Below are 25,780 nucleotides of genomic sequence, written 5' to 3'. Positions count from 1 at the left end.
GCCCTGTAGGGAGTTGAAATCATGGCCCCGAGCGCCATGAGCCGTAACACCAAGTGGACGAAGTCCCTCTCCGAGGCCCGGCCGGTCCCGTACTGGCTGGACGACCCCGGCAGGCCGCATCCCGAGCCCGCGCTCACCGGCGCCGAGACCTGCGATCTGCTGGTCGTCGGCGGCGGTTACAGCGGACTGTGGACCGCGCTCATCGCCAAGGAGCGCGACCCGCAGCGGGACGTCGTCCTGGTGGAGGGCCGCGAGGCGGGCTGGGCCGCCTCGGGCCGTAACGGCGGCTTCTGCGCCGCCTCCCTCACCCACGGCCTGTCCAACGGCCTCACCCGCTGGCCCGACGAGATCCACAAACTGGAGGAGCTGGGCGCCCGTAACCTCGACGCGATCGAGGCGGCGGTCGCCCGCTACTCCCTGGACTGCGAGTTCGAGCGCACCGGCGAGATCGACGTCGCCACCGCGCCCCACCAGGCCGAGGAACTCCACGACTGGTACGGGGAGTTGCGCGGCCACGGCCTCGCCGAGGGGATCGAGTTCCTGGACACCGAGGCCGTCCGCGAACAGGTCGCCTCCCCGACCTTCCTGGCCGGTCTCCACGACAGCCGGGGCGTCGCGATGCTCAACCCGGCGAAACTGGCCTGGGGGTTGAAGCGCGCCTGCCTCGGGCTCGGCGTCCGCGTCTACGAACACACCCCGGCCCTCGCCCTCAAGCCGTACGGCGCGGGCATGGCCGTCCGCACCCCGTACGGCTCGGTCCGGGCCCGCCGGGTCGCGCTCGGCACCAACATCTTCCCGAACCTGGTCAAGCGGGTCCGCCCGTACACCGTCCCGGTCTACGACTACGCCCTGATGACCGAGCCGCTCTCCGCCGACCAGTTGGCGTCGATCGGCTGGAAGAACCGCCAGGGCCTGGGCGATTCGGCGAACCAGTTCCACTACTTCCGGCTCTCCGCCGACAACCGCGTCCTGTGGGGCGGTTACGACGCGATCTACCCGTACGGCGGCCGGGTGCGCGCCGAGTACGACGACCGGCCGGAGACGTACGCCAAGCTCGCCGAGCACTTCTTCACCTGCTTCCCGCAGCTGGAGGGCCTCAAGTTCAGTCATGCGTGGGGCGGCGCGATCGACACCTGCTCGCGTTTCTCGGCGTTCTTCGGCACCGCCCACCAGGGCAAGGTGGCGTACGCGGCGGGCTTCACCGGCCTCGGCGTGGGCGCCACCCGCTTCGGCGCCGACGTGATGCTGGACCTGCTCGCGGGGGAGCGGACCGAGCGCACGGAACTCGACATGGTCCGCAAGAAGCCGCTGCCCTTCCCGCCCGAGCCCTTCGCCTGGACCGGCATCGCGCTCACCAAGTGGTCGCTGGCCCGCGCCGACGACCACGGCGGCCGGCGCAACCTGTGGCTGCGCACGATGGACAAGCTGGGCCTCGGCTTCGACAGTTGAGCCCCCGCCGCGCGGTGTGACCCGGTTCACTCCTTCGGGGTGCCGGAACCCGCGTAATGCCACGTGAGGACCTCCCTCTCTCCTGTGACGCGACCGGCGTCGACACGAGAAAGGGAGGTCTCCTCATGACTGGGGCGAAGACGGCCGTCGAGTGGCTGGCATCGGTGGCTCCGGATCCGGAGGCCTGCCGCTGGGAATGGGAGCGCAACCCGCAGGGGATCGCGCTGCTGCCCGCCGGCAAGGCCTGGGACGTTCTCATCCTGCCGGGTGAGCTCGGTTATCCCACGCTCGATGTGCTCACCCGGGTCATCGACCAACTGGGCCCGGTACTGGTCGACTTCGGCGACGCGCGGATGGGTTTCCTGGTGCCGCCGGGCACCGCGGCCCGCTGGCTCGGCACCGGCATCCGCACGGCCGGACCCGGCACCTGGATCGTGGTGCCGTACCCGGGCCGGTCGACCGGCGGAGTGCGCTGGCTGGTGCCGCCGGACGGCTCCGGCACCCTCACCGATCCCGCGCTCCTCGAACTCGCCATGCACGAGGCGGCGGCGGGGCTGGCGACGGAGGGGGAGGACGGTTAACGGATCGAGGCCTTGACAAGCTAATTGGTCTGGACCAAATTGGGCGCGCTCCACCCCTCCAATTCCCCCATGCCCGGAGGCACTTGTGGAACGCTCCAGACCCGTCCTCGCCGTGCTCACGGCCGCCCTGCTGGCCGTGCCCGGAATCACCGCGCTCTCGTCGGCCGCCCGTGCGGCCGACGCGGACCTGGCGAAGAACGGAGGCTTCGAGTCCGGCCTCGACAACTGGTCCTGTACCGCGAACAGCGGTACGGCTGTCAAGTCGCCCGTGCACGGCGGCGGTTCGGCGTTGCAGGCGACCCCGGCCGGCAACGACTACGCCCAGTGCGCGCAGACGGTGACCGTGAAACCGAACTCGCAGTACTCGCTGGCCGGTTACGTCCGCGGCAGCTACGTCTACCTCGGCGCGAGCGGCACCGGCACCACGGACGTCTCCACCTGGACCCAATCCGCCCCCGACTGGCAGCGGTTGACGACGAGCTTCACCACCGGCCCGTCCACCACCAAGGTCACGATCTACACCCACGGCTGGTACGCCACCGGCGCCTACTACGCCGACGACATCTCCCTCACCGGCCCCGCGGTGGACCCGGGCCAACCCCCGACCGCCCCCACGGGCCTGGCCGTCGGCACGGTCACCTCTTCCTCCGTCGCCCTCTCCTGGTCCGCGGTCACCGGCGCGACGAGCTACGCGATCTACCGCGGCGGGGTGAAAGTCCAGACGGCGAGCGGCACTTCGGCCACCGTGAGCGGACTCTCGGCCGCGACGGCGTACAGCTTCCAGGTCACGGCGGTCAACGACGCGGGCGAGTCCGCGAAGTCGACGGCGGTCACCGCGACCACGTCCACCGGCTCGGGCCCCACCACCGGCCTGCCCACCCACGCCCTGATCGGCTACCTCCACGCGAGCTTCGCCAACGGCTCCGGCTACACCCGCCTGGCCGACGTCCCCGACAGCTGGGACGTCATCGACCTGGCCTTCGGCGAACCCACCTCCGCCACCTCCGGCGACATCCGCTTCAACCGCTGCCCGGTCACGGAGTGCCCGAACGTCGAGAGCGACGCCGACTTCAAGGCGGCCGTCAAGGCCAAACAGGCGGCCGGGAAAAAGGTGTTGATCTCGATCGGCGGCGCCAACGGCCAGGTCCAGCTCACCACGACAGCGGCGAGGGACACCTTCGTCTCCTCCGTCTCGAACATCATCGACACCTACGGCCTCGACGGCCTGGACATCGACTTCGAGGGCCACTCGCTCTCCCTGGACGCGAGCGACACGAACTTCAAGAGCCCCACAACTCCCGTGGTGGTCAACCTGATCGCCGCCCTGAAGACCCTGAAGGCCAAATACGGCGCGAAGTTCGTGCTGAGCATGGCGCCCGAGACCTTCTTCGTGCAGATGGGCTACCAGTTCTACGGCACCGGAAAGTTCGGCGGCCAGGACCCGAGGTGCGGCGCGTATCTGCCCGTCATCTACGCCCTGCGCGACGACCTCACCCTGCTGCACGTCCAGGACTACAACTCCGGCCCGATCATGGGCCTCGACAACCAGTACCACACCATGGGCGGCGCGGACTTCCACATCGCGATGACCGACATGCTGCTCACCGGCTTCCCGGTGGCGGGCGACACGAACAACGTGTTCCCGGCCCTGCGCCCCGACCAGATCGCCATCGGCATGCCGGCGTCGGTCAACGCGGGCAACGGCTACGTGGCTCCGGCGGAGGTCACGAAAACGCTGGACTGTCTGACGAAGAAGGTGAGTTGCGGCTCGTACGCGACCCACGGCAGCTGGCCGTCCCTGCGCGGCCTGATGACCTGGTCGATCAACTGGGACCGCTACTCGAACGGGGAGTTCCAGCGGACGTTCGACGGCTACTTCGGCTGAGCAGGAGCCGCAACGACGAGAGCAGCACCGTACCGAGGCACCAACTGGCCACCACGTCCAGTGGCCAGTGGTAGCCCCGCCGGACCAGCCCGAAGCTGACGCAGGCGACCAGGAGCACACAGCTCGCGACGGCTGCGCGGCGGGCGTACGACGTCCGGAGCCAAGGAAGGAGAACCAGGGCCGAGGCGCCGTAGGCGATCATCGCGGTGGCCGTGTGGCCGGAGGGGTAGTAGCCGGTGCCGGGCGGTACCGCCGGGGTGCCGCCGCGGGCGATCAGTTCCTTGACGGGGACGACCAGCGCCGGGACCAGGGCCATCAGGACGGCCGCCGCGAGCGGCGGCAGCCACCAGCGGTCCGTACCACTGGCACGGCCGCGCCGGGCGACGTGCACGAGGACCACGACGAGAACGGGCACCGCGACCTGCACGTTGCCGAGGTCGGCGAGGAGTTCGGAGAAGCGGTCCGGGTGGACGAGCGCGCGGCTCAGGCGCTCGTCCAGGCGGAGCAGCGGGCCGTCGGCCGCGACCTGCCAGGTGATCACCGCGAACAGCAGCGCGGGAAGGGCGAGAAGCAGCCAGAAGAAGGAGGTCGGCCGGCCCGGAACAGGGGGGGTAGTTCCGAGCCGGCCGTCCGGACCGGATCGTCGGCCGCCCCGGGGGGTTTGGGGCGGCCGATTGTCCGATCGGTGAGGAGATTCGGAGCCGGAGGCTCCTGTTGTGTGCGCGAGGGCACGACCAGGGCGAAGCTGGGGAGGCCTCGTCCTGAAGTCGCCCACAGTCCCCTGTGGGCGGGGTGTATCTCTCATCTGGGTAGAACCTACGGCAGTGACTGGGGGGAAGACAGGCGGATTCGGGTCCCGTCATGCACCCCGCACACCTTCTTCACACGGCCTGCCGTCCGCCCCCGCAGCCTGTGAATCCGGTACGACAGGGATTGGCTCAGATGCGTGCGAACGCCTGCTCGATGATGTCGAGGCCCTCGGTCAGCAGGTCGTCCCCGATGACCAGCGGGGGCAGGAAACGCAGCACGTTGCCGTAGGTGCCACAGGTCAGGACCAGCAGCCCCTCCTGGTGGCAGGCCTTGGCCAGCGCGGCCGTCGCCTCCGGGTTCGGCTCCTTCGTCGTACGGTCCTTGACCAGCTCGATCGCGATCATCGCGCCGCGCCCCCGCACATCGCCGATGACCTCGAACTTCTCGGCCATGGCACCGAGCCGCGCCTTCATCACGGCCTCGATGTTCTTGGCCCTGGCGTTGAGGTCCAGCTCCTTCATGGTCTCGATCGAGCCGAGCGCGCCCGCGCAGGCGACGGGGTTGCCGCCGTACGTCCCGCCCAGGCCGCCCGCGTGCGCCGCGTCCATGATCTCGGCGCGCCCGGTGACGGCCGCGAGCGGCAGCCCGCCCGCGATGCCCTTCGCGGTGGTGATGAGGTCCGGGACGACACCCTCGTCCTCGCACGCGAACCACTGACCCGTACGGCAGAACCCGGACTGGATCTCGTCGGCCACGAACACGATCCCGTTGGCCTTGGCGAACGCGCTCAGCGCCGGCAGGAAGCCCTTGGCCGGCTCGATGAAACCGCCCTCGCCGAGGACCGGCTCGATGATGATCGCGGCGACGTTGTCGGCGCCGATCTGCTTGTTGATCATGTCGATGGCCTGCGCGGAGGCCTCGGCACCGGCGTTGTCGGGACCGGTCGGCCAGCGGTAGCCGTAGGCGACCGGAACGCGGTACACCTCGGGGGCGAAGGGCCCGAAGCCGTTCTTGTACGGCATGTTCTTCGAGGTGAGCGCCATCGTCAGGTTGGTGCGCCCGTGGTACCCGTGGTCGAACACGACGACGGCCTGCCGCTTGGTGTACGCCCGCGCGATCTTGACCGCGTTCTCGACGGCCTCGGCGCCGGAGTTGAACAGCGCGGACTTCTTGGCGTGGTCGCCCGGGGTCAGCTCGGCGAGCGCCTCCGCGACCGCCACGTAGCCCTCGTACGGGGTGACCATGAAACAGGTGTGGGTGAAGTCGGCGAGCTGCGCGGTGGCACGGCGGACCACGGCCTCGGCGGAGGCGCCGACGCTCGTCACCGCGATACCGGAACCGAAGTCGATGAGCCGGTTCCCGTCGACGTCCTCGATGATCCCGCCGCCCGCGCGCGCGGTGAACACGGGCAGCACGGACCCCACACCGGCCGCGACCGCCGCGGTACGGCGGGCCTGCAACTCCTGGGACTTGGGGCCGGGGATCGCGGTGACGACGCGGCGCTCCTGCGGAAGTGCGGTCATGAGGGGCTCCTGGGGTGGTGCGGACGCTTGCGCGCTGTCCTGTTTCTTTTTTCCTTTCTCGCAGGCTAGGACCGGGGGCGGGGGGTGGGCATGCTCCATGTGGGCGGTGTCGGCGCCGCGGGTTGTCCGCCGTGGACAGTGCCGGGTTCACCGAGCTTGTTCCGCACCCGGCCGCGTAAACGGTGAACTCCCCTTCCCGGCGCGTTAGATTGACTCGCTGACGATGCACGGAACGGCTGGTCAAGGGGCGAGGGCGAGAGCGATGGACAGCGACGGCACGCGGGACGCACGGGGCACGCATGCGAATCCTGTACCGCGGCCGGCGGGGCCGGTGGGCGGGCCGGCGGAGCACGTCGTACCGCCGAGGCCGACGCACGCCCCGGCCGCGGTCGCTACGACCGTGGCCGACTGGCTCAACGAGTCCCGGCCTGCCGCGAAGCCTGGAATCTGGCGGTTCGGGTACCGCGTGCCCAAGCCCGAGAAGAACACCGAGCGGCTGTCACCCATCACCATCGTCGGCGTCGTCGTCCCGCTCGCCGTGGGCATGGTGCTGTGGTCGCTGTGGCGGCACGGCAGCATCCCCTACCAATGGGCGCTGCTCAAGGTGTTCACCCCCGACGACTGGTGGTGGGCCGGCACCACGACCCCCAAGGGCAAGGGCGTCGACGCCGTGACGGTGGCCGACGGCGTGTTCTTCGGCGTCCTCGTCTACGGCATGGGGCGCCTGGGGAGCTGGCCGGAGATCATCCGGCACGTCGTCACGCGCCGCCCGCAGCCGGCCCGGGCACTGCTCGCGCTGCTGGGCGCCGTGATCGCGGAGAACCTCGTCGTGATCCCGAGCGTCTTCGACGTCAGCTGGAACGCGCTTCCGGTGGCCGGTCCCGTCTACCACCTCATCAACCTCTTCCCGGGCGGCTACGACTTCATCTCCACGCCCCTGACGGGCAACCTGCTCTACCTGGTCATCGGCCTGCTGCTCCTGTGGCCGTTCGCCCGGATCGGCGGCTGGCTGCCACTGCTCCGGGGGCGGCACGCCCCGGGCGACACCGCCGCCGCGACGGCCGCCGCCGAGCAGGCGCGGGCCGCCGGATCAAGGGCCCACTGGCCCGAGCTGCGGGAGGCGGGGCAGTTCGAGGCCGCGGACGTCCTCACCCACGAAGTGCTCGCGGGACGGATGAACGACGTGGACTGCGCGCGCGTCGAGCACGCCTGGGGACGGGCCCGGCGCACCGGCGACCTCTCCTCCTTCACCCGCACCGTGCTGCGGGCCGCCGGCGGTGCCTGGACCCACCCCTCCGGCTCCCGCGACCTCCCCGGCCGCAGCGCGCGGCACGACCTGCTCACCGGGCAGGTGCGGATCGGGACCTGGGTGCCGGGCGAACGCACCGCGCTCGCCTACCGCGGTGTCGGCTCCGCGCTCGGCCCGGACACCCTGGGCACCTCGCTGCTCGTCGTCGGACCCTCCGGTTCGGGCAAGACACGGCACGTGGTGCGGCCGGTGGTCGAGAACCTCACCCTCCAGGCCCTCACCGGCCGGTGCGCCGTCGTCGCGGTGTGCGCGGCCGGTGCGCCGCTCGGCCCCGACGACGCGTTCGACGTGGTCGTCCGCGTCGGGGACCCGGCGTCCGTCCACGACCTCGACCCCTACGCCGAGTCCACCGACCCCGACGAAGCCGCCGCCCTGCTGGCCGAAGCCCTGGTCGGAGACCTCGATTCGGTGGACACCCAGCGGGCCGCCGGAGCCCTGGCCCAGCTCCTCGGGCCCTACCGGGCCGCGAGCGGCAGGTTCCCCACCCTGCCTGTGCTGCGCGAACTCCTTGAGGGCGAGCCGAGGGTGCTGGCGGAGCTGAGCGCCGCGCTCACCGGCGACGAGCACGGCATGATGCGCCGAGAACTCGACTCCCGCATGCGCCACGCCGGCGGCGGCAACGACCCCGGCCAGGCCCTCGCCGACCGGCTCGCGCTGCTCGACCGCCCGGTGTTCGCGGAGTTCTTCGGCGCGGGAGGCGGGACGGCCCGCCCGTTCTCGCTGCGAGCCGTCGCCCATCACCCGCTGCGGGTCCGTATCGACCTGCCCGAGCACGGGCACGACGAGGCGGCCCGGTTGCTCACCCGGCTGGTCCTCGCCCAGTTCACCGCGGTCGTACGGGGCCGTGAGCGCGGGCACTTCGCCTGCCTCGTCCTCGACGACGCCACCGGCACCGTGACCACGGAGTCACTGCGCCGCATCCAGCGGCTGCGCTCCGAGGACGCGGGGGTCGTCCTCGCCCTGCGGACCGTGGGCGATGTGCCCGAGGCCCTGCACGGCCCGCTGTACGGCGCGGTCGGCTGCCGGATGGCGCTGGCCGGCGTCACCACCTGGGACGGCAGCCGCTTCGCGCACGCCTGGGGCACCGAGTGGGTGGAGACCACGGACGTCGCCAAGCACACGGTCTTCGCCGACCAGCCCATGACCCGCGCCATCCACGCCCTCCGCAAGCTGATCACCGGCAAGGCCGTCACCACGGAGGCCGTCACCGTCCGCCAGGTGGAGCGTGAGCGCTGGTCCGCCTCCGAGTTGGCGCACGGTGTCCCGGCCGGGCATGCCGTGCTGTCGCTGACCAGCGTGAAGGGGGAGCACGCGCCGCCGCTGCTGGTGGACCTGCGCGGTCAAGGGCACTGAACCGGACATACGGGGGCGTCACGACCGTACGGTGAGGCAGAATCGGGGCAGGTCGTTCGTACGTGGCGGCCAAATGATCGCCATGATCGGCCGCGCTTGATCGTCCGGTCTTCGGATCTTTCGACCGCCCTCGCTCTGACTCCCGACCTCACCCTCTTCCCGACCTGAAGGCCCCATGCCCCCCACGCTCGCCTCGCTCGTCCACCACTCCGCGCTCAAGCTCACCGTGCGCGCCGGCGAGGACCGCCTGGACGTGCCCGTGCGCTGGGCCCATGTCAGTGAGCTGGCCGACCCGGTGCCGTACATGGAAGGCGGGGAACTGCTGCTGATCACCGCGTTGAAGCTGGACGCGGAGGACCCCCGGGCCATGCGGCGGTATGTGCGGCGGCTGGTGGGCGCGGGTGTCGTGGGGCTGGGGTTCGCGGTCGGGGTCAATTACGACCAGATCCCGAAGGCGCTCGTCGACACCGCCGCCGAGGAGGGGCTGCCGCTGCTCGAAGTGCCCCGGCGGACTCCGTTCATCGCGATCAGCAAGGCCGTCTCCGCCGCCATCGCCGCCGACCAGTACCGTGCCGTGACCGCCGGGTTCGCCGCGCAGCGCGAACTGACCCGGCAGGCCCTCGCCGACGGCCCGCAGGGGCTGCTCACCGTGCTCGCCGCGCAGGTCGACGGGTGGGCCGCGCTCTACGACACCTCCGGCGCCGTCGTCGCCACCGCACCGGAGTGGGCCGGCCGCCGAGCCGCCCGGCTCACCGCGGACGTGGAACGGCTGCGCGAGCGCCCCGCGCCCGCCTCCTCCGTGGTCGGCGGCCCGGACCACGAGGACCGCGTCGAACTGCACTCCCTGGGCACCGGCCGACGCCCGAAGGCCGCCCTCGCGGTGGGTACGGCCGCCGCGCTCGGGACGGCGGAGCGCTACGCCGTCCACTCGGCCATCGCGCTGCTGACCCTCACCACCGAACGTTCCCGCTCCCTCCAGGCCGCCGAGCAGCGCATCGGCGCGGCCGTGCTGCGGATGCTCCTCGCCGGGCAGCCGGACCACGCGCGGGCCGTCGCCGGTGAACTGTTCGGGGCGCTCCTCGACGCACCGTTCCGGGTGATCGTGGGGGAGAGCGGCACCGCCGACCACGACTCCCTGGCCGGGCTCGCCGAGGCGATGGAGTCGGCGGCGGCCCGCTCCGGGGAGGCGGTACTCGTCGTACCGGAAGGGCCGGAAGGGCCGGAGCAGCTGGAACGGTCGGACGAAGCAGCGGGACCGGGGACAGCGGCCCGGCTCGTCGTGCTCGCCGTCGACGGGGGTGCCGCCGTCGACGCCTGCCGTGAGTACGCCTCGGCGCTGGAGGCCGAGCGGGCCGCCACCGACGTACGGGAGCAGGGCGGTGGTGAGGACGAGCCGCCGGTCGTCGGGCTCTCCGCGCCGGCCGGGCCCGTCGCCGCCGCTGTCGCCCACAAGCAGGCCGAGCAGGCGCTGTCGGTGGCCCGGCGGCGCGGTCGGGTCTTCGTCGAGCACGAGGAGATGGCCGCCGGGTCGGTGCTGCCGCTGCTCGCCGACGACGCGGTACGGGCCTTCGCGGACGGGTTGCTGCGACCGCTCTCCGAGCACGACGCGACCGGGCGCGGGGACCTGGTCGCCTCGCTGCGCGCGTGGCTGTCCCGGCACGGGCAGTGGGACGCGGCGGCGGCCGACCTCGGAGTGCACCGGCACACCCTGCGCTACCGGATGCGCCGGGTGGAGGAGATCCTCGGCCGGTCGCTCGACGACCCGGACGTACGGATGGAGCTGTGGCTCGCGCTGAAGGCGACGGCCGCCACCGAGTGACGGGCCCTGCCGAACTGTAGTGTTCCCGTCCGGCACCACTACGACTCGGCTAAACGCACCGCGGCCTTCCCGCCCCTACGGTTGACCGAGAAGCCCCAAGACCACCCCCAACGCGGAAGGGCCGGGACATGACTTCCACCCACGCCTTCTGGCTCGCCGGCCGTCAGGCCCACGGCGAGGACACCTTCGACGTCACCTCCCCGTGGGACGGACGCCTCGTCGGCAAGGTCAGCGTGCCGACCGACGCCCAGGTCGAGGAGGCGGTGGCCGCCGCGTACGCCGTACGGGACGAGTTCGCCGCGACCCCCGCCCATGTCCGCGCCGCCGCCCTCGACCACGTCAGCCGGCGTCTCGTCGAGCGCACCGAGGAGATCGCGCAGCTCATCTCCGCCGAGAACGGCAAGCCGATCAAGTGGGCGCGCGGGGAGGTCGGCCGTGCCGTGTCGGTGTTCCGGTTCGCGGCCGAGGAGGCCCGGCGGTTCAACGGCGGCGAGGCGCAGCGCCTCGACACCGACGCCGGCGGTCAGGGCCGGCTCGCCCTCACCCGGCGCTTCCCGAAGGGTGTCGTCCTCGGCATCGCGCCCTTCAACTTCCCGCTGAACCTCTGCGCCCACAAGATCGCCCCGGCGATAGCGGCCGGTGTGCCGATCATCCTCAAGCCGGCCCCGGCCACCCCGCTCTCCGGCCTGATCATCGGCGACCTGCTCGCCGAGAGCGAGCTGCCGGCCGGCGCGTGGAGCGTCCTGCCGGTCGCCAACGACCACATGCCCGCCCTCGTCCAGGACGAGCGGCTGCCGGTGATCTCCTTCACCGGTTCGGAGAAGGTCGGCTACGCGATCATGGACTCGGTGCCGCGCAAGCACTGCACCCTGGAGCTGGGCGGCAACGGCGCGGCCGTGGTCCTCGGGGACTACTCCTCCGACGCCGACCTCGACTGGGCGGCGACCCGCATCGCCACCTTCTCCAACTACCAGGGCGGCCAGTCCTGCATCTCCGTGCAGCGGGTCATCGCCGACGCGGCCGTCTACGACCGTCTCCTCCCGCGCATCGTCGCCGCCGTCGAGGCCCAGGTCACCGGTGACCCGTCCGACGCCAAGACCGATGTCGGCCCGCTGGTCAGCGAGGCCGCCGCGCAGCGCGTGGAGTCCTGGGTCCAGGAGGCCGTCGACGCCGGCGCCACCCTCCTCACCGGCGGCAAGCGCGACGGCGCCTCGTACGCGCCGACCGTGCTGACGGACGTGCCCGCCGACGTGACGATCTCCTGCGAGGAGGTCTTCGGACCGGTCCTGACCGTGACGAAGGTGGACGGCGAGGCCGCCGCGTTCGCCGCCGCCAACGACTCCAAGTACGGCCTCCAGGCAGGGGTGTTCACCCACGACGTGCAGGTCGCCTTCCGTGCCCACCGCGCCCTTGAGGTCGGCGGTGTGGTGATCGGCGACGTCCCGTCCTACCGCGCCGACCAGATGCCCTACGGCGGCGCCAAGCAGTCCGGTGTCGGTCGCGAGGGCGTGAAGTTCGCGATGGACGACTACACCTACGAGCGGGTGCTGGTGCTGACCGGGCTCGCGCTGTAGCGGACCGGCTTCAGCGGGTCGGCTGTGGCGGACCCGCTCTAGTAAACGGTAACCATTTTCATATAGTCTCCGGGGAGGGGCCCGGCGCCGATGCCTTCCGGTGCCGGGCCCCTCCCCGTGTCGGCCTGCTTCCGGACCCTCAGCCGGAGAAGCCGACGTGCGCGAGCCGCAACGGGCCGCGCAGCCCGATCCGCACGTCGTGCGGTCCCTCGGCGACGATTCCGGCGCCGAGCGTGGTGTAGTCGTACGGGCCCGTCGTGGGGGCGGACAGGGTGAGCCGGGCGAGTACCGGGCCGCCGTCGAGGGACAGTTCCACGGTCCCCTCGCCCGCCACCTCCACGGTCGTCTCCGTGACTCCGGTGCCGAAGTCGCAGTGCCGGTAGGTCAGTTCGGCCGTGCCGCCGTCCACCGGTGTCACCGCGTCGCCCGCCGCCTTCGTCCGGTCGACGATCTCGGCGCCCGACTGCTCGTCGAAGTCCGCCGCGGACAGGCCCCGTTGCCGCACCGGACGCGGCGTCGCCGGCTCGCCGGTGAGTGTCACGGTCGTCCGTAGGCGGATGTCCTCGCTGGAGGCGCCGACGAGCAGCTCGTAGGCGCCCGGTTCGAGGCGTCGGCCGCCCCGGGCCACGTCCCAGAACTCGAAGGCGGACAAAGGGACTTCGAAGGAGAGTTCCGCCCGCTCGCCCGGTGCGAGCGTCACGCGCCGGTGCGCGGCCAGCTCGCGGCGCGGGCGCGGGACCGAGGGATCGACGGCGCGCGTGTACAGCTGCGCGACCTCGTCGGCCGTGACGTCCCCGGTGTTGGTCACCGTGAACGACACGCGCACCGCGCCGAGTTCGGTCCGCGCCCGCAGGTCGCCGTAGGCGAAGGACGCGTACGACAGGCCGTGGCCGAACGGGAACAGCGGGGTGCCCTCGAAGTAGAGGTACGTCTGCCGGCCGCCGATCACGTCGTAGTCGAGCAGGTCGGGCAGGTCGCCGTCGGCCGCGTACCAGGTCTGGGGGAGGCGGCCGGCCGGGGAGACGTCGCCGGCTAGGACGCGGGCCAGTGCGGTGCCCGCCGCCTGGCCGCCGTGCGCGGTCCACAGGATCGCGGGGAGGTCGGCGGCGTCGACCGTGTACGGGTAGGCGGAGACCAGCGCCAGCACCGTGTCCGGGTTCGCGGCGCGGGCCGCGCGCAGCAGCCGCCGCTGCTGGGCCGGGAGCCGCAGGGTCGTACGGTCCTCGGTCTCGCGGCCGTTGATGTGCGGGTCGTTGCCCGCGACGACGAGCACCACGTCGGCCGCCTCGGCGACCCGGGCCACCGCGTCCTCGCCGCGCTCGGCGACCACCAACTCGAAGACCTCCGCGTCCTCTTCGGCAACCTTCACGCCGTCGGCGGCGACAGAGACGTGGCGACCCGTGCCGATGTGCAGCAGGAGGTGACCGTTCTCGTGGGGTTCCAGGCGGAAGGTCTCCTGGACGACCCAGCCGCCGGGCTGGTCCGCGGAGGCACGCACATAGCCGTCCTCGGCGACCGAGAGGTAACGGCCGTCCGGGGCGCGGAGGGTGAGGACGCCCTCGCCCCAGTCGACGAGCGCGAGTTCGGTGCCGGGGCCGGTGGCGTCGGTGGTGAGCGGGGGGAGGTCCGTGCGGCCGGACAGGAGGGCGGGGTCCAACGCGCCCTCCGCGCCGCGCACTTCGTCGGGCACGTCCACCGGCGGCACGTGCAGACAGGCCCCTCGGGAGGTGCGCAGCCGGACCCGGTCCACACCCTCCGCGAACTCGACGCGCTCGGCGCCGAACCGCTCGTACAGGGCCTCCAGCGGAGTGGAGCGGTGGATCAACGTGCCGCTGTACCAGTCGAGTTTGCACTCGTCGGCGAGCAGGCCGACCACCGCGAGGCGGGTGTCGTGGGCGAGGGGCAGCAGGTCGTCGGCGTTCTTGAGGAGGACGACCGCCTGCTCGGCGGCCTCCTGGGCGAGGGCGCGGTGCGCCGGTGTGTCGAAGCCGCCGCCGGTGTGCGGGTCGTGCTCCGGATCGAACTCGCCGAGCCGGAACCGGACCGAGAGCTGCCGGCGCACCGCCGCGTCGAGGTCCGCCTCGGTCAACAGGCCCTGGTCCAGGGCGCCCCGGACCCGCGCCACGATCGTCGAGCCGTCCGTGCCGTGGTCGGTGAAGCTGTCCACACCGGCCAGCAGCGAGGCCGCCGTCGCCTCCTCGTGGGTGTCGAAGTAGTGCTCGGATTCGACCAGGTTGGAGGGCGCGCCCGCGTCCGAGCAGACCAGCAGGTCCTCGTCGGTCCAGCTGCGCAGGTGCTCGCGCAGATACGGCGAGACGTGGTTGGGGCGGCCGTTGACCAGGTTGTACGCGGGCATCACCCCGGCCACCGCGCCCGCCTCGACCGTCTCGCGGAACGCCCGCAGGTCGTACTCGTGCAGCACGCGCGGGCGGACGGAGGACGAAGTGACGGCGCGGTCCGTCTCGTTGTTGTGCGCCAGCCAGTGCTTGAGGACGGGGGCCGTGCGCCAGTACGTCGGGTGCTCGCCGCGCAGACCGCGCGTGTAGGCGGTGGCGATGGCCGAGGTCAGCCTAGGGTCCTCCGAGTAGCCCTCCTCGTTGCGGCCCCAGAGCGGGTGGCGCAGCAGGTTCACCGTGGGGGACCAGACGTTGAGGCCGACGCGGTCGTCGCGGGCGCGCATCGCGCGGACCTCCTTGGACACCGCGTCGCCGACCCGGCGCACGAGCTCCTCGTTCCAGGTCGCGCCCAGGCCCACCGCCTGGGGGAAGACCGTCGCCGGGCCCATCCACGCCACGCCGTGCAGGGCCTCCTGGCCGGTGCGGAACGCGGCGACGCCCAGACGCTCCACGGCGGGCGCGTACTGGTGCAGAAATCCGATCTTCTCGTCGAGGGACAGCCGCGCCAACAGATCGTCGATGCGCTTCGCGAACGGCAGCTGCGGGTCGCGGAAAGGCGGCGTAGGCGGCGTTTGTGCGGTCACGTGGGGTTCCCCTTGCGATGGAGCGGCACGGCTCTTTCGAAGCGCTTCGATGCTGATTCGACGAGGGACGGGTGTCAAGAGACCTTCACCGTAATTTCAAGCCGCACATACGGACAGGTCACCCCGCACACCTCGGAGGAATCTTGGAAGCGACCCTTGTGCACCCTCGGACGTTCACTTAACCTCGCAGCAACATCGAAGCGCTTCGACTAGATGCTCCGTTAAGTGCTCTGATCCACTCAAGACACCGCAGCCGACGGCCCACCGCCGGGTGTCCTGGTGCGCCATGAAGGGTTGACGCAATGACGCCGAACGCCTCCGCCGCCTCCGCTCCCAGCCGGAGAAGCTTCCTCGCCTCCACGGCGGTCGTCGCCGCAGCGGTGGCGGGAGGGGTGCCGCTGCTCTCCGCCTGCGGCGCCTCGGACAGCGGTTCGGGCGGGGGCACCTCGCAGGGCAAGGGTGTCAAGAAGCTCCTGCCGGCCTTCGTCGCCGGCAGTGTGGTGACCCCGGACATCGCCTCCAAGAACGGCTCGTCGATCGGCTTCACCGCCAAGCTCGACCTCGCCACCCTGAAGACCTCGGTGCCCAAGAAGCTCGGCAAGGGCGGCAAGGTCTCCATCATGTCGCCGTTCTGGGGCTCCCCGCCGAAGAACGACAACGCCTACTACAAGGCGATGAACGCGCTGATCGGCGTCGACGTGGCCTGGCAGAACCAGGACGGCAACACCTACGACCAGAAACTCGGCGCGGTGCTCGCCTCCAGCGACATCCCCGACGTCGTGGTCGTCCCGGGCTGGAACATGGGCGGCAAGATACCCAGCGCGATCATCGGCAAGTTCGCCGACCTCGGCCCCTACCTCTCCGGCGACAAGGTCAAGGACTACCCGAACCTCGCCGCGATCCCCTCCGACGCCTGGCAGCGCTGCGTCTTCGGCGGCAAGCTGCGCGGACTGCCGATGCCCTCCTCGTACGTCCCCAACATCGTGCCCTTCTACCGCAAGGACATCTTCGACAAGGAGGGGTACCAAGTCCCCACCTCAGCCGACGAGTTCATGGCCCTGGCCAAGGAGATCACCAACGCCAGGGCCAAGCGCTGGGCCTGCATGGACATGAAGTGGACGGCCTTCAACGCCTGGGGCGTGCTCTCCGGGAGCGAGAAGTCGCTCGGCTGGAACCTGGTCGACGGCAAGCTGGTCAACCGCATCGAGACGCAGGAGTACCTCGAAGCACTGGAGTGGACCCGCAAGCTGTTCGCGGCCGGGTACGTCCACCCCGACGCCAAGCTCGGCAAGAGCCAGGCCACCGACCCCGGGCCCAAGTTCGCCGCCGGCGAGTTCCTCATCTACAACCAGGACATCTCGCAGTGGTGGAGCCGCACCGCCGAACAGGCCACCCAGAACCCGGACTACCGGATCTGGGGCATGGACATCTTCGCCCACGACGGCGGCGACCCGACCTTCTGGGCAGGTGAACCGGCCGGCATCTTCGCCTTCATCAGCAAGAAGGCCTCCGAGTCGGTGATCCGCGACGCGCTCGCCGTCGCCAACGTCACCGCCGCGCCGTACGGCACCAAGGAGTACATGCTCACCAACTACGGCGTGGAGGGCACCCATTACACCGTCAAGAACGGTGTGCCCACCAAGACCGACCAGGGCAACAACGAGGTCATCAACGCCTACGTCATGGTCGCCAGCCCCGCCTCGACCATCGCCCACCCCGACTTCCCCGACGTCGCGAAGGCGCAGGTCGAGTGGCAGCAGCGGATGGGCGCCTTCACGAAGAAGTCGGCCTTCTACGGCCAGCAGATCACCGAGCCGAGCCGCTACACCAACCTCTCCAACGACTTCGAGCAGTTGGAGGACGACATCACCCGGGGCCGCAAGAAGATCAGCGACATGCAGCAGGCCGTGGCGGACTGGAAGAGCAAGGGCGGCGACCAACTCCGCGCCTGGTACCAGAAGTTGCTCGACGACAACGGCACCGCGACGAGCTGACCGGGTACCGAGGCGAGGAGAACGGCCGTGTCCCACAGCACGGTGCCTCGGAGCAGGACCGAGGCCGACACGACGGGAAAGACCCCGGTGGCGTCCGGCGGCGCCACCGGCACCCGACCCAACCGCCCCAAGGCCAGGCTGAGTCGGCGTCTCAGGTTCCGACGCGACCGCGTCCTGCTCCTGATGACCCTGCCCGCCGTCCTGCTCATCCTGGTCTTCAACTACCTGCCGATCCTCGGCAACATCGTCGCCTTCGAGGACTACGACCCCTACGTCAGCGACAACGGCATCGTCTCGATGCTGCACAGCCCCTGGGTCGGCCTGGAGAACTTCCAGCAGATCTTCGCGGACTCGGCGTTCTGGAGCGCCGTACAGAACACGCTCGTCCTGTTCTTCCTCCAGCTGATCCTGTTCTTCCCGATCCCGATCCTGCTCGCGCTGCTCATCAACAGCGTGGTCAGGCCCCGGGTGCGGGCGCTGTCCCAGGCCATCCTCTATCTCCCGCACTTCTTCTCCTGGGTGCTGGTCATCGCCGTCTTCCAGCAACTCCTGGGCGGGGCCGGGCTGTTCTCGCAACTCCTGCGGCAGCACAGCTTCGACGGCCTCGACGTGATGACCGACCCCGACACCTTCAAGTTCCTCGTCACCGCGCAGAGCGTCTGGAAGGACGCGGGCTGGGGGATCATCGTCTTCCTCGCCGCGCTGTCCTCCGTCAGCCCCGACCTCTACGAGGCCGCCGCGATGGACGGCGCCGGCCGCTGGCGCCGCATGTGGCACGTCACGCTGCCCGCGCTGCGGCCGGTGATCGCCCTGCTGCTGGTCCTGCGCGTGGGCGACGCGCTCACGGTCGGCTTCGAACAGATCCTGCTCCAACGCGACGCCGTGGGACCGGGAGCGGCGGAGGTCCTCGACACCTTCGTGTGGTGGAACGGCGTCCGCAACCAGGACTTCGGCTACGCGGCGGCGGCCGGACTCGTCAAGGGCGTGATCAGCCTCGGCCTGGTCCTCGCCGCGAACAAAGTGGCCCACCTGATGGGCGAGCAGGGGGTGTACAAGAAGTGACCGCCGTCCTCGACAAGCCCGTCGAACCCGCCAAGTCCGCACGGCGGCCCGGCCGTTGGGCCGCGCCGCCCCGGCCGACCTGGGAGGAGGAACCGAGCCGGGCCGGTCTCGCCGGCAAGGGACTCGTCCTCACCCTCGCCTGCCTCGGCATCCTCTTCCCGCTCTGGATCGTCCTCGTCACCAGCCTCTCGTCACGCAGGACCATCGACGAGGCGGGCGGCCTCGTCATGGTGCCCAAGGGCATCACCTTCGTCGCCTACAAGGAACTCCTCAGCGGCGGCCAGGTCACCCGCGCGGCCGTCATCAGCGTTCTCGTCACCGTCGTCGGCACAGCGTTCTCCATGACCGTGTCCGTCCTGTGCGCCTACGGCCTCTCGCGCATCGGCTCGCTCGGGCACCGGTGGATCCTGATGCTGCTGCTCGCCACGATGTTCTTCAGCGCGGGACTCATCCCGACGTATCTGCTGGTGCAGTCGCTCGGTCTCACCGACAGCTATCTCGCGCTGATCCTGCCGAGCGCGCTCAGCGTCTTCAACATCCTTGTGCTGCGCGGGTTCTTCATGGGCATCTCGCAGGAACTCGTCGACAGCGCCCGGATCGACGGGGCCGGTGACTTCCGGATCCTCTGGCAGATCGTGATGCCCCTGTCGCGCGCCGTACTGGCCGTCATCACGCTGTTCTACGCCGTGGGCTATTGGAGCGCCTGGTTCAACGCGTCCCTGTACCTCAACGACCAGGACATGATGCCGCTCCAGAACGTCATGATCCAGCTGGTGCAGAAGCAGGAGGCCCCGGTCGGGCTAGCCCAGGCGATCAAGACGGGCGAACTGTCGGGGCTGGCCGTGCAGATGGCCGTCATGGTGCTGGCGCTGCTGCCGGTGGCCGTGCTGTCGCCGTTCGTGCAGCGGCATTTCAAGAAGGGGATGCTGACGGGCGCGGTCAAGGGCTGAACCGCTCGTGCCGTAGGCCCCTCAGGCAGGACTGCTCACCCCATCTCACAGAGCGAGGTATGTCTCATGCGTGCGTCCCGCCCGAGCCGGCGTGCTGTTCTGGCCGGGGCTGCGGCTGTCGCCGCGCTCACCACCGTGCCGCTCGGCACGACGAGGGCGCGGGCGGCCGAAGCCCCCGCCTACCGCTGGCGCAACGCCGTCATCGGCGGCACCGGATTCATCACCGGCGTCCTCTTCCACCCCTCCGTACGCGGCCTCGCCTACGCCCGCACCGACATCGGCGGCGCCTACCGCTGGGACGACCGGACCGCCCGCTGGACCCCCCTCACCGACCGACTCGGCTGGGACGACTGGAACCTCCTCGGCGTGGAGGCCCTCGCCGTCGACCCGGCGCATCCGGACCGGCTGTACCTCGCCGTCGGCACCTACGCCCAGTCCTGGGCGGGCAACGGAGCGATCCTGCGCTCCGAGGACCGGGGCGCCACCTGGACCCGTACCGATCTCGCCGTGCGGCTCGGCGCCAACGAGGACGGGCGCGGTGTCGGCGAGCGGCTGCTCGTCGATCCGCGCGACAGCGACACCCTGTGGCTCGGCACCCGGCACGACGGACTGCTCAAGTCGCCCGACCGGGGCGCCACTTGGGCACCCGTCAGCGACTTCCCGGCCACCGCGAGCGGGTCGGGGCAGGGCGTGACCTTCCTCGTCGGCGTCGGTCGCGCCGTCTACGCCGGGTGGGGCGACGGCGACGGCACCCCGACCGCCGTAAACCTCTACCGCACCACGGACGGCGGCACGTGGGAGGCCGTTCCCGGGCAGCCCACCGGCACCTCCGCCAAGGTCCCGATCCGCGCCGCCCACGACCGCCACGCGCACGAGCTGTATGTGACGTACGCCGACGCCCCCGGTCCCAACGGGCAGTCCACCGGCAGCGTGCACAGACTCGCCCCCGCCACCGGGCGCTGGACGGACGTCACCCCCGTCCCGCCCGGCGGCAGCGACACCTTCGGCTACGGCGGGGTCGCCGTCGACGCCCGTCGCGCGGGCACCGTCGTCGTCTCCACCAACAACCGCTGGGCGGCCGTCGACACCCTGTACCGGACCACCGACGGCGGTCGCACCTGGACGTCCCTCAAGGACTCCGCCGTCCTCGACGTGTCCGAGACTCCTTTCCTCAAGTGGGGTGCGGACGAGCCCAAGTTCGGCTGGTGGATCCAGGCCGTCGCCGTCGACCCCTACGACTCGAAGCACGTCCTCCACGGCACCGGCGCCACCCTCTACGGCACCCGTGACCTCAGGCACTGGGCGCCGAGGATCCGTGGCCTGGAGGAGACGTCCGTGATCCAGCTGATCTCGCCCCCGGTCGGGGAGGCACACCTGATCAGCGCCTCGCGGGACATCGGCGTGATGTACCACGAGCGGCTCACGGCGTCTCCGTCGCGCGGCATGGCGACGAACCCCGTGTTCGGGTCGGCGACCGGGATCGCGCAGGCCGCGGGCAGGCCGGAGTACGTCGTCCGCACGGGCTGGGGCGACAACGGCAACGGCGCTTCCTCGGGCGACGGCGGCCGGACCTGGGCGCCCTTCGCGGCCCAGCCCTCCCTCGCCCATGACGCACCGGGGCCGATCGCCACCAGCGCCGACGGCGGTACGCTGCTGTGGTCCTTCGTGCACTGGGACGGCACGAAGTACCCCGCTCACCGCTCGGCGGACAACGGCGCGACCTGGTCCGAGGTCTCCTCCTTCCCGAAGGGCGCCACGCCGGTCGCCGACCCGGCCGACCCGACGCTCTTCTACGCATACGACACCGACACAGGAACGCTATACGCCAGCACTGACAGTGGCCGTTCGTTCACCCCGCGTGCGGGCGGACTGCCCGCCGGGGACAGCCAGTTCCAGCTGGTCGCGGCGCCGGGCAGGTCCGGCGACCTGTGGCTGAGCGTGAAGTGGAACGGGCTGTACCGGTCCGTCGACGGCGGTGCGGGTTTCACCAGGATCGACAGCTGCTGGGCCTCCTACACCCTCGGCTTCGGCAGACCCGCCCCCGGCGCCGACTACCCGGCGATCTACCAGGTCGGCTCGACGGAGGCCGTCACCGCGGTCTACCGCTCCGACGACGAGGCGAAGACCTGGGTGCGGATCAACGACGACCTGCACCAGTGGGGCTGGACCGGGCAGTGCGTCGTCGGTGACCCGCGGGTCTACGGCCGGGTCTACCTCGCCACCAACGGGCGCGGCATCCAGTACGGGGAGCTGATCTGATGCCCGGGCTCGGCGACGCCACCCGGGGCCGCGTCTTGTTCGGCGGTGACTACAACCCCGAGCAGTGGCCCGAGGAGACCTGGCCCGAGGACGTCCGGCTGATGCAGGACGCCGGCGTCAACTCCGTCACCCTCGGGGTCTTCTCCTGGGCCAGGCTCGAACCCGAGCCGGGAGCAAGGGAGTTCGGCTGGCTCGACCGGCTGATGGATCTGATGCGCGACAGCGGCATCGGGGTCGTGCTCGCCACCCCCACCTCCTCCCCGCCGCCCTGGCTGGGCCGCCTCCACCCGGAGACCCTGCCCCGGGACGCCGACGGCCGTGTCGAATGGTGGGGCGGACGCCAGCACTTCTCCCACTCCAGCGCCGTCTACCGCCGGCACGCCGCCGCCATCACCGAGGCTCTGGCCGCCCGCTACGCAGACCATCCCGCCCTCACCATGTGGCACATCAACAACGAGTACTGCACCTTCGACTACGGCGACGAGGCCGCGGCCACCTTCCGCCGCTGGCTGCGCGCGAGGTACGGCACCCTCGACGCCCTCAACTCCGCCTGGGGCACGGCGTTCTGGAGCCAGGGCTACGACACCTGGGACGGCGTCCTGCCCCCGCGCCACGCCCACTACCTCAACAACCCCACCCACGTGCTCGACTTCCGGCGCTTCACCTCCGACATGCTGCTGGAGTGCTACACCGCCGAGCGCGACATCGTCCGCAGGCACACCCCGCACCTCCCGGTCACCACCAACTTCATGCCGCTGTGGATCGGCCAGGACGCCTGGCGCTGGGCCGAGGAGGAGGACGTCGTCTCGGTCGACCTCTATCCCGATCCCCGCGATCCGCTCGGCGCCCAAAGCGCCGCCCTCGTACAGGACTTGACCCGTTCGCAGGCGCGCGGCCCCTGGATGCTCATGGAACAGGCGGCCGGACCGGTCAACTGGCGCGGGGTCAACCACCCCAAGCCGCGCGGCCTCAACCGCCTCTGGTCCCTCCAGGCGGTGGCCCGCGGCGCCGACGCCGTCTGCTACTTCCAGTGGCGCCAGTCCCGGCAGGGCGCCGAGAAGTTCCACTCCGGGATGGTCACGCACGCGGGGGAGCGGGGCCGCACCTTCCAGGAGGTCAGGCAACTGGGCGCCGAACTCGGCCGCGTCGGCGCCGAGGTGACGGGCACTCACATCGTCGCGGACATCGCGATCCTGCACGACTGGCAGGCCTGGTGGGCCGGTGCCCAGGACGGCCGCCTCTCCACCGAGGTCGACCACCCCGAGGTCGTCCGCGCCTGGCACCGCGCGCTGTGGGAGTCCCATCTCACCACCGACTTCGCCCACCCCGAACACGACCTCTCCGCCTACGAGTTGGTCGTCGTCCCGCAGCTCTACCTCCTCACCGACACCGCGATCGACAACCTCCTCGGGTACGTCCGCGGCGGCGGCACCCTCGTCTGCGGCTTCCTCACCGGCATCGCCGACGAGGACGACCGGGTCCGCCCCGGCGGTATGGACGCCCGCCTCCGCGACCTCTTCGGCATCCGCACCCTGCACGAGTGGTGGCCGCTGGACCCGGGGGAGAGCGTCGAGTGCGAGGGCTTCCGGGGCACGCTCTGGTCGGAGGAGATCGAGCCCGAGGACGGCGCCGCCGACGAGGCGATCCCCTACAAGGGCGGGGAGTTGGACGGCCTGCCGGCCGTACTCCGCAGGGGCCGGGCCTGGTACGTCTCCACCCTCCCCGACCCCTACGCGCTCCGCGCCCTGCTCGCCCGGGTCGCCGCCGAGGCGGGCGTCCGCCCGGTGCTCGAAGGCCTGCCGACCGGCGTCGAGGCGGTACGGCGCGGTGAGCTGCTGTTCCTGCTGAACCACGGCCGCGAACCGGTCACCGTCGAAGTCCCGCCCGGCCGCACCGACTTGCTCACCGACACGACCGCCGGGGGCGAACTCACCCTCGGCCGCTACGGCGCGGCGGTGCTGCGGCCATGAGGGCAGAAGCCGCGTCCGGCGGGGAAGTGCTGGCGACGGCCGGGTCCGGTGCGGCCGTCCCTGAGGCGCACCGGTCCGCCGGCCCCGCACCGGCCACCGCTCCTCACCACGGCACCTGGGAGCCCGCCCCCGCCGCCCGCTGGGAGGACGCCTACCTCAGTGGCAACGGCCACCACGGCGCCCTGGTGTTCGGCGATCCGGACGACGACCGTGTCATCGTCACCCACCACACCCTCGTCCGGCCCAACGGCGGCGAGCGCGCCCGGCCACCGCGCCTGGCCGCCGAACTCCCCGCGCTCCAGGACCGGTTGCTCGCCGGTGACCGTGCCGCCGCCGAGAGCTTCACGGACGGTCGCCCGCTCCAGTGGGTCCAGCCCTTCCATCCCGCCTTCCGGACCCGGCTGCGCGGCCGGTCCGCCGCCGGCGCGGAACACGGCTACCGCCGGTCCGTCGACTTCACCAGCGGCGAGGTCTCCGCCCACCGCGGCGACCGGCGCAGTCGCGTCTTCGTCTCCCGCGCCGACGACGTGATCGTCCAGCACGTCACCGCCTCCGAGCTCACCCTCGATCTCACCCTGGAGCACCAACTGCCCGGCGCACCAGCGGGGTTGGCGGTCGGGCACGGCGCGTTCCTCACCCCCGGCGGCGCCCTGCTCAACATCCGGGTCCGCTACCCCGGCAGCGACCGCGCCTACACCGGAGTGACCCTGGCCCTGGTCACCGGCGGCACGACCCGGCTCGCGCCGACCGGAGTCCGCCTCACCGGCGCCACCGAGGTCCTGCTCCTCACCCGGGTCCGACGCCACACCGGCGAACTGGACGTCGCGGCACAGACCCGCGCCCTCCAGGCCCTCCTGCCGGACGACCGACAGCCCTACGACACCCTCCTGGACCGCCACCTCGCCCACCACCGCACCGCCTACACCCGCGTCACCCTCGACCTGCGCGCCGACCCCACTGAACGCGCCCTCCCCGGCACGGAGTTGCTGAAGCGGACCCGCAGCCCGGCCCTCCTGGAACGCCTCTTCGCCGCCGGCCGCTACCACCTCCTGTCCGCCAGCGGACTGCTGCCGCCCCGGCTCACCGGACTGTGGACCGGCGACTGGAACACGGCCTGGTCCGGCGCGTTCACCAACGACGCGAACCTCAACCTCCAGACCGCGTCCGCCGCGAGCACCGCCCTCCCCGAAGTCACCGACGCTCTGGCCTCCCTGATCCACCGTCAGCTCGGCGACTGGCGGGAGAACGCCCGCGTCGTCTTCGGCGCCCGGGGCGTCGTCGCGCCCGCGCACAGCGACGGCGAGTCCGGGCTGTCGTACCACTTCAGTCGCGAATACCCGCTGCACCTGTGGACCGCGGGCGCGGACTGGCTGCTCAAGCCGCTGGTCGACCACGACGAGACACGGGGCGCCCGCGACCCCCGCACCGCCGCCGCGCTCGCCGAAGTCGCCCTGTTCTACGAGGACTTCATCACCCGCACCGACCAGGACGGCCGACTCGTCCTGGTCCCCTCCTACTCGCCCGAGAACCGTCCGGCGAACGGCAGCTGGGGCGCGATCAACGCGGCGATGGACCTCTCCGCCGCCCGGCACGCGCTGCGCACCGCCGCCGACTACCACCCGGGCACCCCGGAGGCCGGCCGCTGGCGCGCGCTCGCCGACCGGCTGCCGCCGCACCGGGTCAACTCCGAAGGCGCGCTGGCCGAATGGGCCTCGCCGGGACTCGACGACAGCTACGACCACCGTCACCTCAGTCACCTCTACGGCGTGTGGCCCCTGGACGAGATCAACCCCTACGACACCCCGCAACTGGGCAGGGCCGCCCATCGCGCGCTGCGGCTCCGGGGCGCCGAGAACGACTCGGCGCACGGCCACCTCCACCACGCGCTCGTCGCCGCCCGCCTCCGCGACGGCGAGCGGGTCGCGCACGCCCTCGGGCAGGTCCTCGACGGCGACTTCTTCCACGCCTCGCTGATGAGCGCGCACTACCCCGACCGCGAGGTCTACAACGCGGACGCCGCGCACACCCTGCCCGGCGTGCTCGTCGAGGCGCTGGTGCAGTCGACGCCGGACCGGCTGGTGCTGCTGCCCGCGCTCCCGGAGGCGTACCCGGAGGGCCGACTCACCGGCGTACGCACGAGGTTCGGGGCGGAACTCGACCTGACCTGGACGCCGGACTCGGCCGTGGCGGTGCTGCGCCCCGCCCGCACCCACCGCGTCGAACTGCGGACTTCCTCCGGCGCGCAGCCGCTCGAACTCGTCGCCGGAGAAGACCGCGTCCTCACCCTGGGGGCGCGGTAGCCCCACCCGAATCCCCCCACCC

General features: G+C 71.5%; 15 protein-coding genes. 12 read left to right on the top strand and 3 right to left on the bottom strand.

The window, feature by feature from the left end:
* Positions 1-21 precede the first annotated feature (21 nt).
* From ACIQPR_RS36715 to ACIQPR_RS36705, 3 genes are all read left to right on the top strand, one after another.
* Positions 22-1,449: an NAD(P)/FAD-dependent oxidoreductase gene (locus ACIQPR_RS36715; RefSeq protein WP_403657553.1), complete on the top strand. Its 1,428-nt coding sequence runs from the start codon at positions 22-24 to the stop codon at positions 1,447-1,449.
* A 125-nt stretch (positions 1,450-1,574) separates the two neighbouring features.
* Positions 1,575-2,030 (top strand): hypothetical protein, encoded by a 456-nt coding sequence (locus ACIQPR_RS36710; RefSeq protein ID WP_019074774.1) that lies wholly within the window; start codon positions 1,575-1,577, stop codon positions 2,028-2,030.
* An 85-nt stretch (positions 2,031-2,115) separates the two neighbouring features.
* A complete protein-coding gene (locus ACIQPR_RS36705; protein ID WP_403657550.1) occupies positions 2,116-3,915 on the top strand; it encodes a chitinase in 1,800 nt (599 codons plus the stop codon).
* Here ACIQPR_RS36705 and ACIQPR_RS36700 read toward each other — a convergent pair.
* On the bottom strand, positions 3,854-4,456 hold the full coding sequence (locus ACIQPR_RS36700) for a phosphatase PAP2 family protein (protein WP_403657547.1): 603 nt from the start codon (positions 4,454-4,456) through the stop codon (positions 3,854-3,856). The two genes, ACIQPR_RS36705 and ACIQPR_RS36700, sit on opposite strands and share 62 nt — an antisense overlap.
* Before the next feature lie 397 nt (positions 4,457-4,853).
* Complete coding sequence (gene gabT, locus ACIQPR_RS36695; RefSeq protein WP_403657544.1) at positions 4,854-6,188, bottom strand: 4-aminobutyrate--2-oxoglutarate transaminase; 1,335 nt, start codon at positions 6,186-6,188, stop codon at positions 4,854-4,856.
* A gap of 262 nt (positions 6,189-6,450) precedes the next feature.
* Between gabT and ACIQPR_RS36690 the strand changes: the two genes are divergently transcribed.
* The 3 genes from ACIQPR_RS36690 to ACIQPR_RS36680 all read left to right on the top strand — a co-directional run bounded on the left by ACIQPR_RS36690 (position 6,451) and on the right by ACIQPR_RS36680 (position 12,243).
* On the top strand, positions 6,451-8,850 hold the full coding sequence (locus tag ACIQPR_RS36690) for an ATP/GTP-binding protein (RefSeq protein WP_403657542.1): 2,400 nt from the start codon (positions 6,451-6,453) through the stop codon (positions 8,848-8,850).
* 175 nt (positions 8,851-9,025) lie between these two features.
* Positions 9,026-10,669 (top strand): PucR family transcriptional regulator, encoded by a 1,644-nt coding sequence (locus tag ACIQPR_RS36685; protein ID WP_403657539.1) that lies wholly within the window; start codon positions 9,026-9,028, stop codon positions 10,667-10,669.
* Between the two features lie 128 nt (positions 10,670-10,797).
* Positions 10,798-12,243 carry an aldehyde dehydrogenase family protein gene (locus tag ACIQPR_RS36680; RefSeq protein ID WP_403657536.1) on the top strand — a complete coding sequence of 482 codons (1,446 nt, stop codon included), beginning with the start codon at positions 10,798-10,800 and terminating at the stop codon, positions 12,241-12,243.
* A 139-nt stretch (positions 12,244-12,382) separates the two neighbouring features.
* Here ACIQPR_RS36680 and ACIQPR_RS36675 read toward each other — a convergent pair whose 3' ends face one another.
* Entirely contained in the window at positions 12,383-15,223 is a 2,841-nt protein-coding gene (locus ACIQPR_RS36675; RefSeq protein ID WP_403657534.1) for a glycoside hydrolase family 3 C-terminal domain-containing protein, read from the bottom strand.
* A gap of 302 nt (positions 15,224-15,525) precedes the next feature.
* On the opposite strand from ACIQPR_RS36675, the gene ACIQPR_RS36670 reads away from it, so the two are divergent.
* From ACIQPR_RS36670 to ACIQPR_RS36645, 6 genes are all read left to right on the top strand, one after another.
* Positions 15,526-17,217, top strand: coding sequence for an extracellular solute-binding protein (locus ACIQPR_RS36670; RefSeq protein WP_403657531.1), 1,692 nt, complete (start codon positions 15,526-15,528; stop codon positions 17,215-17,217).
* A gap of 27 nt (positions 17,218-17,244) precedes the next feature.
* Positions 17,245-18,279, top strand: a complete 1,035-nt coding sequence (locus tag ACIQPR_RS36665; protein ID WP_403657528.1) for an ABC transporter permease — start codon at positions 17,245-17,247, stop codon at positions 18,277-18,279.
* Positions 18,276-19,229 (top strand): carbohydrate ABC transporter permease, encoded by a 954-nt coding sequence (locus tag ACIQPR_RS36660; RefSeq protein ID WP_403657525.1) that lies wholly within the window; start codon positions 18,276-18,278, stop codon positions 19,227-19,229. The genes ACIQPR_RS36665 and ACIQPR_RS36660 overlap by 4 nt, the downstream gene beginning before the upstream one ends.
* Positions 19,230-19,295: 66 nt before the next feature.
* Positions 19,296-21,488, top strand: coding sequence for a 1,4-beta-glucanase (locus ACIQPR_RS36655; RefSeq protein ID WP_403657522.1), 2,193 nt, complete (start codon positions 19,296-19,298; stop codon positions 21,486-21,488).
* On the top strand, positions 21,488-23,458 hold the full coding sequence (locus ACIQPR_RS36650; protein ID WP_403657519.1) for a beta-galactosidase: 1,971 nt from the start codon (positions 21,488-21,490) through the stop codon (positions 23,456-23,458). The genes ACIQPR_RS36655 and ACIQPR_RS36650 overlap by 1 nt, the downstream gene beginning before the upstream one ends.
* Entirely contained in the window at positions 23,455-25,758 is a 2,304-nt protein-coding gene (locus tag ACIQPR_RS36645) for a glycosyl hydrolase family 95 catalytic domain-containing protein (protein ID WP_403657516.1), read from the top strand. Before ACIQPR_RS36650 ends, ACIQPR_RS36645 begins: the two co-directional genes overlap by 4 nt.
* Positions 25,759-25,780 lie beyond the last annotated feature (22 nt).

Source organism: Streptomyces sp. NPDC091280 (genome assembly GCF_044768565.1).
Taxonomy (GTDB): domain Bacteria; phylum Actinomycetota; class Actinomycetes; order Streptomycetales; family Streptomycetaceae; genus Streptomyces.
The sequence above is the reverse complement of the archived record's forward strand: the minus strand, read 5'-3'. Positions and strand labels throughout refer to the sequence as shown.